This is a genomic window from Halarchaeum acidiphilum MH1-52-1 (assembly GCF_000474235.1).
Lineage (GTDB): Archaea > Halobacteriota > Halobacteria > Halobacteriales > Halobacteriaceae > Halarchaeum > Halarchaeum acidiphilum.
In genome coordinates this window covers 1-11,503 of the sequence record NZ_BATA01000078.1, presented here as the reverse complement: position 1 = coordinate 11,503, position 11,503 = coordinate 1, and the positions used below count along the sequence as shown (strand labels likewise).

Here is an 11,503-nt window from a genome sequence, read left to right as displayed (position 1 = left end):
AGGCTTTGTGAGGTACTGACTATTCGTCTGTCACCGTCGGGCTGGATTAAGCTTTCTCAAACCGTGAAACTGCGCTATCCCCTTTAATTCGACGGAGACTAACGTGAAGGTATGAAGCGGACGCGAGATCGGTACGGGGAGTCGAGCGGGACGGAGTCGACGAGCGCCAGCGTCGAGACGCTGCTCCGTGAACTCGACGGCGGAGCGGGATCGGGACCGTCGACTGACGTGTCGCCCGCGCGCCTCCTCGACGCGCTCCGGACCGTCGAGGGCGTCGACGAGGGGTTCCGATTCGACGAGACCATCGTGAAACACAGCCTCGACGAACTCCTCCTCGTGCTCGTCGCGCTCCGCGCCGACGGGACGCACGGCAAGCAGCTGATGGACGACCTCGCGGGGACGTTCGACGCCGATCTCAGTCCCGGCACCGTCTACCCTCGCCTCCACGATCTCGAGGAGTCGGGGACGATCGACGTCCACGAGATGGTGCGCACGAAGGAGTACACGGTCGCGGACGAGACGGACGCGCGCGACCGTGTCCGCGACGCGATGCGCCAGCACCTCGCCATCGGACGAGTGCTCCACCACGCGCTCACCGACGACGCGCTCTTCGCGACGGACGCGGACTGACGCCGGCCGTCGGACGCGATACGTAACTGTTTCCTCCCTGTGTCGTGCACGTCCGGGTGATGCGACAGCTGTTGTGGTGGCTCATCGGCGGTTCACGCGGCGGGAAGAACCGCCTGCGGATCGTCCGCGTCCTCCAGACGCGCCCGATGAACACGAACCAGCTGTCGAACGAACTCGATCTGAACTACAAGACCGTTCAGCACCACCTCGAAGTGCTCGAGGAGAACGACGTCGTCACGACGCGCGGAGACAACTACGGCAAGATGTACTTCCTGACCGACCGGATGAGCGAGAACCTCGATATCCTCGAGGAGATAGCCGAACAGGCCGATATCGAGACCGACACCGAGGGGGAGACCGATGGCGCGTGACCTCACCCCCCTGACGAAGACCGCGGCCGTCGCGACCGTCGCGGCGATCTGTGGCGTCGCCGCGGGCTTCGCACTCCCCGGGGTGCCGGTCCCGCCGCCGATCGATCAGCACGCGATCGTCGCGACGTTCGTCCGCGTCCAGTTCGCCGTCTCGACGTTCAACCTCGTGCTCCTCGCGTGCCTCGTCGTCGCCTACGTGCAGATCTATCGCGATCTCCCGAACAAGTACACGCTCAGCCTCCTCCTGACGAGCGTCTCGCTCCTGCTCTACGCGTTCTCCTCGAACCCGCTCGTCCCGCTCGCTTTCGGCTTCCCGCCGCTGACGGGACTCGGCCCGTTCACGTTCCTCCCGAACCTCTTCGTCGGCGCGGCCGTCGTCGTGCTCTTCTATCAGAGCCAGACGTAAACTACCCCACCCTACTCGCTCACGGCTTCGCCGTTCGCTTCATTGAGGGTGGGGCTTTCGCGTGGACTCCCGCTCTGGCCGGAATCCCCGGCAGGAGGTTCATACTCTCCGTTCGCGTTCAACGTCCCGCGATTCAAGCGCACGCCTACGGGTGCGCCTCCGCCGTCCCCAGTTTGGTTACGACGGAGATACCGCAATCCGATGTTCTTCGCGGCGTTGTAGTCGGCGTGGTTCTCGTAGCCGCATTTCAGGCACTCGAAGCCCGCGTCCTCGCGGTTGTCCGGGTGTGTGAACCCACAGGATCAGTCGCCTTTCACGTATCGCTCGTACGCGGAGTCGAAGGCCTCGTCGTCCTCGGTGAGCTGATCCCACTCGTCGAGACCCCGCTCCTCGCGCGACCCCTCGACGGTGTTGTCGAGGACGAAGGCGACGAGTCCGCCGACGGCCATCCCGGTGCCGCCGACGACGTAGATCGTGTCGGAGACGATCTTGAGACCGAGGAGCGCCCCGAGTATCGGCGTGCTCGCCATCCCCTGCTGGAAGGCGGCGGCGCTCCCGACGTTCCCCATGTAGGCGGGGAGCGCGAGACCGCAGAAGAGCGAGATGCCGACGATGAAGACGTTTCTGGAGCTGTCGAGGTCGACGTGCTTGAGGTTCGAGAGACCGACGGCGGCGATCTGCCCGAACATCGCGATGTAGAGACCGCCGATGATCGGGCTGGGGATCGTCGTGATGAGCGCGCCGAAGTACCCCACGAAGCCGACGACGAGCATCAGGAGCGCGCCGATCTGGATGACGTAGCGCGAGGCGACGCCCGTGAGACCGATGGCGCCGATGTTTTCCGAATACGAGGTCGAACCGTTCCCGGTGCCCATGATACCGGCGAAGAGGGTGGCGATCCCCTCCATGCCGATGCCGTGGTCGATGCGGCGCGCGGAGGGCGCGCGTTCGCCCGCGAGGCGCGCGACGGCGTGGTAGTCGCCGAAGGACTCGATCATGGAGGCGAGGACGCCCGCGAACATCCCGACGACGAACGAGGTCTGGAAGGTAGGCATCCCCCACTGGAGCGGCGTCGGCACCTGCACGAGGCTCGCGTTCGCGACGGTGGAGAGGTCGACGAACGCGGCCGACCCGCTCGGGATGATGCCGAGGACGGAGAGCGCGGTGGCGAGCACCCACGCGACGACGATCCCGAGGAGGACCGGGTAGAGCCGGAACATCCGATGAGCGTCGTCGAGGTACTGGCTGAAGAGGACGATCAGGACGACGGTGAGACCGACGAGCCACCACGCCTGATTCGCCATCGTGACCTGCGAGGCGCTGAACAGCGAGAGCCCGATGAGCGCGATGGTCGGCGCGACGACGACCGGCGAGAGGTACTTCTTCAGCCAGCCCATCACGCCGAGATACCCCAGCGCGAACTCGACGATCCCGCCGACGATGATCGCGCCCTGCAAGGCGAGGATCGCGTCCCGCCAGTGGTCCGGGCCGGTGCCGACGAAGCCGATGATGGCGATGGCGGGCGCGAGCATCGAGAACGTCGCGCCCTGCACGATCGGATAGCGGTTCCCGAACGTCGTCTGGAGGAGCGTGCCGACGCCCGAGACGACGAAGAACGTCCCGATGTAGATCGGTTGCCACTTCGAGGGCATCCCCATCGCGCCGGCGAGCGCGAGCGGGACGGCGATGTTCGCGCCGACCATCGTGAGGTAGTGCTGGAGTCCGAGCAGCACCGACTCGCCCGTCGGCGGCCGCTCCTCGACGCCGTACTCGACGTCGCCGGACTGTTCGACCGACTCGGTCCCGGGTTCGCCCGCGATGCCCTCGGGGGGCGCCTCCGGGTTCGCGTCTCCTGCCATGCGTACCACCACATCGGTGCCCGCGCCGGCGCATAAGCGTGTTGTGTCGCCGACCCTTTGTTCGCGCACCGCGTCCCTCCCGCCGTGTCCGATCCCGCCGTCGCCGCCTGCCAGTGCGCGATCACCGACTGCGATCCCGCAGCGAACGTCGCCACCGTCCGCGCGCGTCTCGCCGGCCTCGACGATCGCGTCGACGTCGCCATCTTCCCCGAGTACGCGCTCACGGGGTTCGTCGCGGACGACCGCATCGCGGACGCGGCGCTCGCGCGCGCCGGGCCCGAGCTGGATGCGGTCGTCGACGCCGCGGCGAGCGCCGACGCGGCCGCGCTCGTCGGATTCGTCGAGGACGCCGGTGACGCGCTGTACAACACGCTCGCGTACGTCGCGCCCGACGGCGAGCGGACGCACTACCGCAAACGCCACCCGTGGGGCGACGAGGCCGACGTGCTCGACGCGGGCGACGAGCGCGCCGTCGTCGAGACGCCGGTCGGTCGGACGGGACTCCTGACGTGTTACGACCTCAACTTCGTCCGCGAGAGCGCGGCGCTGGTCGACGCCGGCGTCGACGCCCTGTTCGTCCCGGGGGCGTGGCCGGCATCCTACGCGTCCAACTGGGACCTCCTCCTGCGCGCACGCGCCCTCGACGGCGTCCGCTGGGTGGTCGGCTGCGGTCGCACGGGCGCGCGGACGCTCGGCGACCCCGGCGAGTACGCGGGACGCTCCGCCGTGATTCGCCCCGACGGGACGGTCCGCGCCCGCCTCGGCCGCGGCGAGCGCGACCTCGTCGAACCCCTCGATCCCGGCCTCCTCGCCGAACAGCGCGCGTTCGTCGGGAGCGTCGGGGAGTGACGGCCGTAACTGCGTAGTGGCGGCGCGCTCCACGTCGGGGCATGAGCGACGAACTCGACGTCGACGTCGAAGTCGAAGTGGGGGTCGAAATCGACCGGGACGAGCTCGACGTCGAACTCGGCTCGTCGAGCGAGACCGAGGCCGAACTCGAGGTCGCGGGCGCGGAGGTCGACGTCGAAATCGAGGTCGAACGCCACGGCGACCCCGTCGATGCGGACGAGGACGACGGCGACGACGCGGCCCCGGTCGAGGCCCACCTCGACGACGGGTAGCGCGACCGGTCGGCCCGGATCTCGGCAATCGGCCCCGCGTCCACCACCCCTTTTCCCGACGCGCGGCTAGCGAGCGGTGATGACGCACCTCTTCGATTCTCTCACGCTCCGCGAGACGGAGATTCCGAACCGGATCGCCGTCTCCCCGATGTGCCAGTACTCCGTCGATGAGCGCGACGGGATCGCGACGCCGTGGCATCACGTTCACCTCGGCTCGCGCGCCGTCGGCGGCGCCGGTCTCGTCATGTCCGAGGCGACCGCCGTCGAGCCGCGCGGGCGCATCACGCCCGAGGACCTCGGCATCTGGAGCGAGGAGCACGCGGACGCGCTGCGCGAGACCACCGAGTTCGTCAAGAGTCAGGGCGCGGTCCCCGGCATCCAGCTCGCTCACGCCGGCCGGAAGGCCTCCACGAGTCGCCCGTGGGAGGGCCACGATCCCCTCCAGCCCGACGAGGGCGGCTGGGAGGTCGTCGCGCCGAGCGACGACGCGTGGCCCTACGGCGATCAGGAGGCCCCGCCGACGCGCGCGATGGACGCCGAGGACATCGATGACGTCATCGAGGCGTTCCGCGAGGGCGCCGAGCACGCGCTTGACGCCGGCTTCGAGGTCGCCGAAGTCCACGGCGCGCACGGCTATCTCCTCCACGAGTTCCTCTCCCCGGTCACGAACCACCGCGACGACGAATACGGGGGGAGCTTCGAGAACCGCGCGCGCCTGATCCGCGAGGTCACCGAGGCCGTCCGCGAGGTCTGGCCGGACGAGAAGCCCGTGCTCGTTCGGCTCTCCGGCACCGACTGGATCGACGACGAGGAGTCGTGGACGGTCGAGCAGTCCGCGCGCCTCGCGGACGTCCTCCACGAGGCCGGCGCGGACCTCATCGACGTCTCCTCGGGCGGGATCGCACCACGCTCCGCGCCCGACTGGGCCGGCCCGAACTACCAGCTCGCGCTCGCCGAGCACGTCCGCGAGAACTCGGAGAGCGGCGTTTCCGTGGGGACCGTCGGCGGCGTCACCACGTCCGAGCAGAGCGAGGCCATCGTCCGCAACGAGCGCGCGGACCTCGTCATCATCGGCCGCGAGTTCCTCCGCGATCCCTACTTCGGTCTCCACGCCGCCCACGAACTCGGCTACGAGGACGAGGTCGAGATCCCGAACCAGTATCTCCGCGGGTTCGACGAGCGCCTCTGAGCCGGCGGTAACCCTATCCGTTCGGCCGTCCCGCCTACGAGTATGACCGACGACACGGCCGACGACCGTCGGGGGCGCGACCTCGACGCGCGCGTCGCCGCCCTCGAAGACGCCGTCGACGACCTCCGCGCGGCCTCCGACACCACCCGTCGCGACGTTCCGCGCGGTCCGCGCTCATTCCCGCGTCCGCCGACCCCGCGCGAGTTTCTCGCCTTCGCCGTCGACGACGCCATCCCGGCGACCGTCGCGCTCCTCGACGCACAGGTCCGCGCGCTCGAAGCCCTCCGTGCCGCGCTCCGGCTCGTCGACGCCGGGCGCGGACGGTCGGCCGCTGACGCCGCGGCACGCCCGGACCGCGAGACCCTCGACAGGCTCGACGCCGCGCTCGCCGACCTCCGCGCCGCCGTCTCGGGCGACGCGCTCCCGAAGAACCACGCGGCCCGCGACCTGCTCGAAGACGCCCGTGATCTCACCGCGGATCTCGAAGCCGAGGTCGCGGCGGTGCGCGCGGACCGCGAGTCGGGCGAGCGCGCGGACGAGGATGCCGACGCCGTGACTGGCGAGGATGCCGGACGCGATGAGCGCGAGCACCGTGCCGAGCGCGTCGAGGACGAACTCGACCAGCTCCGCGACGAGTACGACGCGGGCGATGACGTGAGCGACGCGGACGGCGGCGGACGCGACGCGGACGACGATCGCGGGGCGTAGCCGGAGAACCGAGAACGGTGTCGACTCGGCCGGTCCGCCGTCTCCGCTCTCCGCTTCGAGCCGGCTACCCCGTCGGCTCGAATCTGTATCCGTCCCAGTCTTGGCTCTCCGGCTCGCGGATGCCGGCGTCGGGGTCGCGCAGCTCCGCGCAGTAGACGGGCGTCACGCGATCGCCGCTCTCGATCCCGTCGGTGGTGAACTGGCCGAGCGCGCGCACCGTCTCGCCGTCGTCGAGTTCGAACTCGACGATGCCGAGGTGGTTGGGTTCGCGGACGCCCGGCGGCGTCGCGGTGCTCGTCGTCCACGTGACGACGGTGCCGACCGCGTCCGTGAGGTCGACGGTCTCGGTCTGCTCGGCGCCGCACTCCGGGCAGACGGCGTGTTCGGGGTACGTGACGTGGCCCTCGGGACAGCGGTAGGCGTCGAAGCTCATTCCGCGGCCTCCAGAATCGTCGTCGTGACGCAGTTGTCGAACCCGCCGACGTTGCAGGCGAGACCGACGTCCGCCGAGACCTGTCGCTCCCCCGCGTTGTCGGTGAGTTGGCGGTGGATCTCGTACACCTGCGCGACGCCGCTCGCGCCGAGGGGGTGGCCCTTCGACTTGAGACCGCCGGAGGTGTTGACGGGAAGGTCGCCGTCTCTGGCGGTGATGCCCTCGTCGGCGGCCTTCCAGCCCTCGCCCTTCTCGAAGAAGCCGAGGTCCTCCAGTTGGAGGACTTCGAGGATCGTGAACATGTCGTGGAGTTCCGCGACGTCGACGTCCGCGGCGGTCAGCCCGCTCATCTCGTAGGCGATCTCGGCGGCGTCGACGACGCCGCCCATCACGGTGGGGTCGTCGCGCTCGTGGACGACGTGGGTGTCGGTCGCGCCGCCGATGCCCGCGATGACGGTGTAGTCGTCGGTGTACTCGGCGGCGACGCTCTCCGGGCAGAAGAGGAGCGCCGCGCTGCCGTCGGTGATCGGGCAGAAGTCGTAGAGGCGCAGCGGGTCGGCGACGATCGGCGAGCCGAGGACGGTCTCCTCGTCGACCTCCTTGCGGAACTGCGCGTGCGGGTTGTCCACGCCGTTCGCGTGGTTCTTCACGGCGACCGACGCGAGGGACTCGCGGGGCGCGTCGTACTTCTCTAAATAACGCCGTGCGGTCATGCCGGCGAAACTCGGGAGGGTGACGCCGTGCTTGTACTCGACGGGGTGGGTGAGCGAGGCGATGACGTCCGTCGCTTCGGCGGTCGTGCGATGGGTCATCTTCTCGCCGCCGACGAGCATCGTGAGGTCGCTGGCGCCGGAGGCGACGGACTGCCACGCGGCGTAGACGCCCGCGCCGCCGGACGCGCTCGTCTGATCGACGCGCTGGGTGTAGGCGCCGAGCGCGCCGAGGTCGTGTGCGAGAGCGTTCGGAACCCCGGTCTGGCCCTCGAACTCCCCGCTGGCCATGTTCGAGACGTAGAGGTGTTCAAGCTCGCTCGCGTCGACGCCGGCCTCGTCGAGGCAGGCCGCGCCCGCCTCCGCGAGCAATTCGCGGACCCACGCGTCGCGCTGTCCGAACTCGGTCATCGACGCGCCGATGACGGCTACCCGGTCCATACTCCCTCTCTCACGGAGGCGGCCCTTGAGCGTTCCGTCCCGTTCCCATCTCGCCCGACACGCGCTCGGCGCGCGCCGCCCGCTGACGTCGACGTCACCGGGTGACGCGGTCGTCCGCGAGGCTTTATCTGGTTCGGAGTCGAATCAGGTAACACGAGACAATCGCATGAGCGACGAACCCGACATCCCCGTGGCGGCCGAGATCCCCGATAGCGCAGCGCACATGACCGGCGTCGATCACATCACGCTCATCGGGAGTAACGAGGCGGACACCGTCGCGTTCTACCGCGACCTCCTCGGGATGCCGCTCGTCCTCCGGCAGCCGAACCTCGACGCGCCCGACGTCACGCACCTGTTCTTCGACACGGGCGACGGCCGCATCCTCACGTTCTTCGTCGAGGACGACCGCGAGTCGAACCCCCAGCCCCAGCGCGTCGGCGTCGGCGGCGTCCACCACCTCGCGTTCAGCTTCGATCCCGACGACTTCGAGGAGGTGCGCGAGGCGCTGGAGGAGGCGGGCCACCGGTACAGCGTCTTCGATCGCGGCGTCTTCCACTCGCTCTACACCCGCGATCACAACGGTCTCACCATCGAACTCGCCGCGGACAAGTTCGCGATCCCCGACGACCGCCGCGGCGAGGTGCTCGCGCTCACCCACCAAAAGCGCGTCGCGGCGGGCGCCGAGTACGCCCACGAGGAGCACATGGTCCACGCCCTCGAAGAACTCGACCTCCCCGTCGAACGCGCCGACCTCCCCGAGGCCGCGTCCGGATCCGGCGGTCTCTGAGGCGCGGACTCGACCGACGACCCTTCGCGTGCCCGTGAGCGCGCGGATGCGCGCCCGGTGTGCGCCGACGCGAGCCGACGCGAGCCGACGCGAAGCTATTTGTCCCCCACGGTCCGACACTCTCACTCACGATGGGTAGCCTGTTCCCGTTCCGCTCCGACGTCGACGCGGACGCGGGGAGTCCTCGACTCGTCGGGATCGACGAGGACGCCGCGGACGAGGTGTTCGACGCCCTCGGCTCGCGTACCGCGCGGCGCATCCTCACCGCGATCTACGACGACCCCCGCCCTGCATCCGCCCTCGCGGACGCAGTCGACACCTCCCTCCAGAACGCGCGGTATCACCTCGACAACCTCAGCGACGCCGGCCTCGTGACCGTCGCCGACACGTGGTACTCCGAGCGCGGCACCGAGATGAAGGTGTACGCGCCCGCGAACGACGCCGTCGTCGTCTTCGCCGGCGACGACGGAACGAAGACCGGCGCGTTCGACGTCCTCAAGCGGTTCTTGGGCGGCGTCGTCGGCGTCGCTCTCGGCGCGCTCGTCGTGCAGGCCCTCCTCGCCCCGGAGTCGCTCCTCCCCGCGATGGGGACGTCCGGCGGATCGAGCGGGTCCGGCGCGTCGGGCACACCCACGGCGTCGGGCGGCAGCGGCGGCTTCAGCACGATGGACGTCCGGCGAACGACGACGACGACGGCGACCACCACGAGCGCGTCCGGCGGCGGTCACGGCCCGCTCGCGCTCCTCGCCGAACCCGGCGTCGCCTTCTTCCTCGGCGGCATCTGCGTCCTCCTCGTCGTCGCGACGCTCTGGTACGTCCGGACGCGCCGCCGAGGCTGACGCCCCGACGTCGGAGAGCAGCGCGCCGACGACGCAAGCCGTTTCAACGCGAGTCGCGTATCGCGGGTAGTGACAGACGACGAAACCGACTCCCGCGATCTCTCCCTCGACGCCTTCTACGACGCCCTCGAGGACGTCGGGCGACCCGTCGTGACCGCGGGCCGCCTCGCGAGCGTCCTCGGGTGGACGCAGGCCGACGCGAGCGACGCCCTCGACGCGCTCGCCGACGACGGCGCGGCCCTCCAGCGCGTCGACGTCTCGAACGATCCCGTGGTGTGGTTCCCGACCGACTGGGCGCGCACGACGGAGCGCGAGCGCGTCGTCGTCTTCCCCGAGCACCGCGAGGTCGTCGTCGATCAGCCCACGCAGTTCACGCGCGCGCAACTCGCGCAGTTCGCGACGCTCACCGACACGACCGGCGAGAACGCCTACCGCTACCGGGTGCGCGAGGAGGACGTCTGGGGCGCGCCCCACGACGACGTCGAGTCCCTCCAGCGCACGCTCCGGCAGGCGCTCGGCGATCGCTACCCCATCGTCGAGGAGTTCGTCACGGACCAGTGGCGCCGCGCGCGCCAGTTCCGCCTCTACACGCACGAAGAGGGATACGTCGTCCTCGAGGCCTCCTCGCCCGAGATGATGGGGAACGTCGCGGAACAACACCTCTCCGAGGGGACGATTCGCGCGCCGATCACCGACACGGAGGCGTGGGTGGCCGCGGAGGCCGTGGCGACCGTCAAACGCGACCTCTACGAGGCCGGCTACCCCGTGCAGGACGACCGGACGCTCGACGAGGGGAGCGAGATCGACCTCGACCTCGAACTGTCGCTGCGCGACTACCAGCGCGGCTGGGTCACGCGCTTCGTCGAGTCGGGATCGGGCGTGCTCGTCGGCCCGCCGGGGAGCGGCAAGACCGTCGCCGCGCTCGGCGTCATGGACGAAATCGGCCGCGAGACGCTGATCCTCGTGCCGGGGCGCGAACTCGTCGGCCAGTGGCGCGACAGCATCCTCGAATACACGACGCTCGGGCGGGGAGACGTCGCGGAGTACCACGGCGGCGTGAAGGAGATCGGCCCGGTGACGATCGCGACGTACTCCTCGGCGGGGATGGAGCGCCACCGCCGACTCTTCGACGAGAAGCGCTGGGGCCTCGTCGTCTACGACGAAGCCCACCACATCCCGGGCGACGTCTTCCGCCGGACGGCGGACTTGCAGGCCTCATCGCGCTTGGGGATGTCTGCCACTCCCATACGGGGCGACGACCGCGAGGCGGACATCTACACGCTCATCGGGCCGCCGATCGGCACGGACTGGGAGGCGCTCTTCGAGGCGGGCTTCGTGCAGGAGCCGGAGGTCGAGATCCGCTTCGTCCCGTGGGTCGACGACGCGCACCGCTACGAGTACGCGAGCGCGGACGGCCACGAGCGCCGGATGCTCGCCGCGTCGAACCCCGCGAAGGTCGACGAGGTGCGCGCGATCCTCGAGGCGCACCCGGACGCGAAGACGCTGCTCTTCGTCGACTACCTCGATCAGGGCGAACGCCTCGCCGACGCGCTCTCGATTCCGTTCGTCAGCGGCGACACGCCCCACTCGCGGCGCGAGCGCGTCTTCCACGAGTTCCGCGCGGGCGAGCGCGACGTCCTCCTCGTCTCGCGCGTCGCCGACGAGGGCATCGACCTCCCGGACGCCGAGTTGGCGATCGTCGCGTCCGGTCTCGGCGGATCGCGCCGGCAGGGCGCCCAGCGCGCGGGGCGGACGATGCGGCCCGCGGGGCGCGCGCTCGTCTACGTGCTCGCGACGCGCGGCACGGAGGAGGAGGACTTCGCGCGGAACCGGACGCGCCACCTCGCCGAGAAGGGCGCGCGGGTGCGGGAGGCGGACGCGGAGGCGCACGTGGCGGCGAGCGATAGCGAGCCGCCACGGGACGAGCGAGCGGGGAGCGAAAGCGACCCGTGAGCGTTTCGGGGCCGAGCGATAGCGAGGGCCCGTAGAACGGCGAGCGGGAGTGAGCG

13 protein-coding genes and 1 pseudogene are annotated in these 11,503 nt (G+C 70.0%); 10 read left to right on the top strand and 4 right to left on the bottom strand.

Features of this window, described 5'->3' with window-relative positions; genetic code table 11:
- Window positions 1-111: 111 nt before the first annotated feature.
- Genes AOZ13_RS11705 through AOZ13_RS15075 form a run of 3 tightly spaced genes read left to right on the top strand, consistent with a single transcriptional unit; the run spans window position 112 to window position 1,407 of the window.
- Window positions 112-630, top strand: coding sequence for a helix-turn-helix transcriptional regulator (locus tag AOZ13_RS11705; protein ID WP_020222385.1), 519 nt, complete (start codon window positions 112-114; stop codon window positions 628-630).
- 59 nt (window positions 631-689) lie between these two features.
- The gene (locus tag AOZ13_RS11700; protein WP_021780666.1) at window positions 690-1,001 is read left to right on the top strand and encodes an ArsR/SmtB family transcription factor; all 312 of its coding nucleotides are present in this window, start codon (window positions 690-692) and stop codon (window positions 999-1,001) included.
- Entirely contained in the window at window positions 991-1,407 is a 417-nt protein-coding gene (locus AOZ13_RS15075) for a hypothetical protein (protein ID WP_020222383.1), read from the top strand. The genes AOZ13_RS11700 and AOZ13_RS15075 overlap by 11 nt, the downstream gene beginning before the upstream one ends.
- Window positions 1,408-1,418: 11 nt before the next feature.
- Here the strand turns inward: AOZ13_RS15075 and AOZ13_RS11690 are convergent.
- Both AOZ13_RS11690 and AOZ13_RS11685 read right to left on the bottom strand, forming a co-directional pair.
- Window positions 1,419-1,706: pseudogene (locus AOZ13_RS11690) on the bottom strand (zinc ribbon domain-containing protein); the annotation flags it as partial.
- Window positions 1,707-1,709: 3 nt separating this feature from the next.
- Window positions 1,710-3,266 (bottom strand): uracil-xanthine permease family protein, encoded by a 1,557-nt coding sequence (locus AOZ13_RS11685; protein WP_020222382.1) that lies wholly within the window; start codon window positions 3,264-3,266, stop codon window positions 1,710-1,712.
- A gap of 84 nt (window positions 3,267-3,350) precedes the next feature.
- Here AOZ13_RS11685 and AOZ13_RS11680 point away from each other — a divergent pair, with 84 nt between their 5' ends.
- From AOZ13_RS11680 to AOZ13_RS11665, 4 genes are all read left to right on the top strand, one after another.
- Window positions 3,351-4,115 carry a nitrilase-related carbon-nitrogen hydrolase gene (locus tag AOZ13_RS11680; RefSeq protein WP_049934103.1) on the top strand — a complete coding sequence of 255 codons (765 nt, stop codon included), beginning with the start codon at window positions 3,351-3,353 and terminating at the stop codon, window positions 4,113-4,115.
- A gap of 41 nt (window positions 4,116-4,156) precedes the next feature.
- The gene (locus AOZ13_RS11675; RefSeq protein WP_020222748.1) at window positions 4,157-4,387 is read left to right on the top strand and encodes a hypothetical protein; all 231 of its coding nucleotides are present in this window, start codon (window positions 4,157-4,159) and stop codon (window positions 4,385-4,387) included.
- 79 nt (window positions 4,388-4,466) lie between these two features.
- Window positions 4,467-5,576, top strand: a complete 1,110-nt coding sequence (locus AOZ13_RS11670; protein ID WP_020222749.1) for an NADH:flavin oxidoreductase/NADH oxidase — start codon at window positions 4,467-4,469, stop codon at window positions 5,574-5,576.
- Window positions 5,577-5,618: 42 nt separating this feature from the next.
- The gene (locus AOZ13_RS11665; protein WP_021780664.1) at window positions 5,619-6,284 is read left to right on the top strand and encodes a DUF7547 family protein; all 666 of its coding nucleotides are present in this window, start codon (window positions 5,619-5,621) and stop codon (window positions 6,282-6,284) included.
- Window positions 6,285-6,348: 64 nt separating this feature from the next.
- Here the strand turns inward: AOZ13_RS11665 and AOZ13_RS11660 are convergent, their stop codons facing one another.
- Together AOZ13_RS11660 and AOZ13_RS11655 are read right to left on the bottom strand one after the other, a co-directional pair.
- Window positions 6,349-6,717, bottom strand: coding sequence for a Zn-ribbon domain-containing OB-fold protein (locus AOZ13_RS11660; protein WP_020222081.1), 369 nt, complete (start codon window positions 6,715-6,717; stop codon window positions 6,349-6,351).
- Window positions 6,714-7,868, bottom strand: coding sequence for a thiolase family protein (locus AOZ13_RS11655; protein WP_020222082.1), 1,155 nt, complete (start codon window positions 7,866-7,868; stop codon window positions 6,714-6,716). Before AOZ13_RS11655 ends, AOZ13_RS11660 begins: the two co-directional genes overlap by 4 nt.
- A 166-nt stretch (window positions 7,869-8,034) precedes the next feature.
- Between AOZ13_RS11655 and AOZ13_RS11650 the strand changes: the two genes are divergently transcribed.
- From AOZ13_RS11650 to AOZ13_RS11640, 3 genes are all read left to right on the top strand, one after another.
- A complete protein-coding gene (locus tag AOZ13_RS11650; protein WP_020222083.1) occupies window positions 8,035-8,655 on the top strand; it encodes a VOC family protein in 621 nt (206 codons plus the stop codon).
- Between the two features lie 131 nt (window positions 8,656-8,786).
- Window positions 8,787-9,494 carry an ArsR/SmtB family transcription factor gene (locus AOZ13_RS11645; RefSeq protein WP_020222084.1) on the top strand — a complete coding sequence of 236 codons (708 nt, stop codon included), beginning with the start codon at window positions 8,787-8,789 and terminating at the stop codon, window positions 9,492-9,494.
- A gap of 69 nt (window positions 9,495-9,563) precedes the next feature.
- Window positions 9,564-11,447, top strand: coding sequence for a DEAD/DEAH box helicase (locus AOZ13_RS11640; protein WP_021780663.1), 1,884 nt, complete (start codon window positions 9,564-9,566; stop codon window positions 11,445-11,447).
- The last annotated feature ends 56 nt before the right edge of the window (window positions 11,448-11,503 follow it).

Coding starts and splice junctions, on each gene's coding strand:
- AOZ13_RS11705 (WP_020222385.1), top strand. CDS start 112: ATGAAGCGGACGCGAGATCGGTACGGGGAGTCGAGCGGGACGGAGTCG.
- AOZ13_RS11700 (WP_021780666.1), top strand. CDS start 690: ATGCGACAGCTGTTGTGGTGGCTCATCGGCGGTTCACGCGGCGGGAAG.
- AOZ13_RS15075 (WP_020222383.1), top strand. CDS start 991: ATGGCGCGTGACCTCACCCCCCTGACGAAGACCGCGGCCGTCGCGACC.
- AOZ13_RS11685 (WP_020222382.1), bottom strand. CDS start 3,266: ATGGCAGGAGACGCGAACCCGGAGGCGCCCCCCGAGGGCATCGCGGGC.
- AOZ13_RS11675 (WP_020222748.1), top strand. CDS start 4,157: ATGAGCGACGAACTCGACGTCGACGTCGAAGTCGAAGTGGGGGTCGAA.
- AOZ13_RS11670 (WP_020222749.1), top strand. CDS start 4,467: ATGACGCACCTCTTCGATTCTCTCACGCTCCGCGAGACGGAGATTCCG.
- AOZ13_RS11665 (WP_021780664.1), top strand. CDS start 5,619: ATGACCGACGACACGGCCGACGACCGTCGGGGGCGCGACCTCGACGCG.
- AOZ13_RS11660 (WP_020222081.1), bottom strand. CDS start 6,717: ATGAGCTTCGACGCCTACCGCTGTCCCGAGGGCCACGTCACGTACCCC.
- AOZ13_RS11655 (WP_020222082.1), bottom strand. CDS start 7,868: ATGGACCGGGTAGCCGTCATCGGCGCGTCGATGACCGAGTTCGGACAG.
- AOZ13_RS11650 (WP_020222083.1), top strand. CDS start 8,035: ATGAGCGACGAACCCGACATCCCCGTGGCGGCCGAGATCCCCGATAGC.
- AOZ13_RS11645 (WP_020222084.1), top strand. CDS start 8,787: ATGGGTAGCCTGTTCCCGTTCCGCTCCGACGTCGACGCGGACGCGGGG.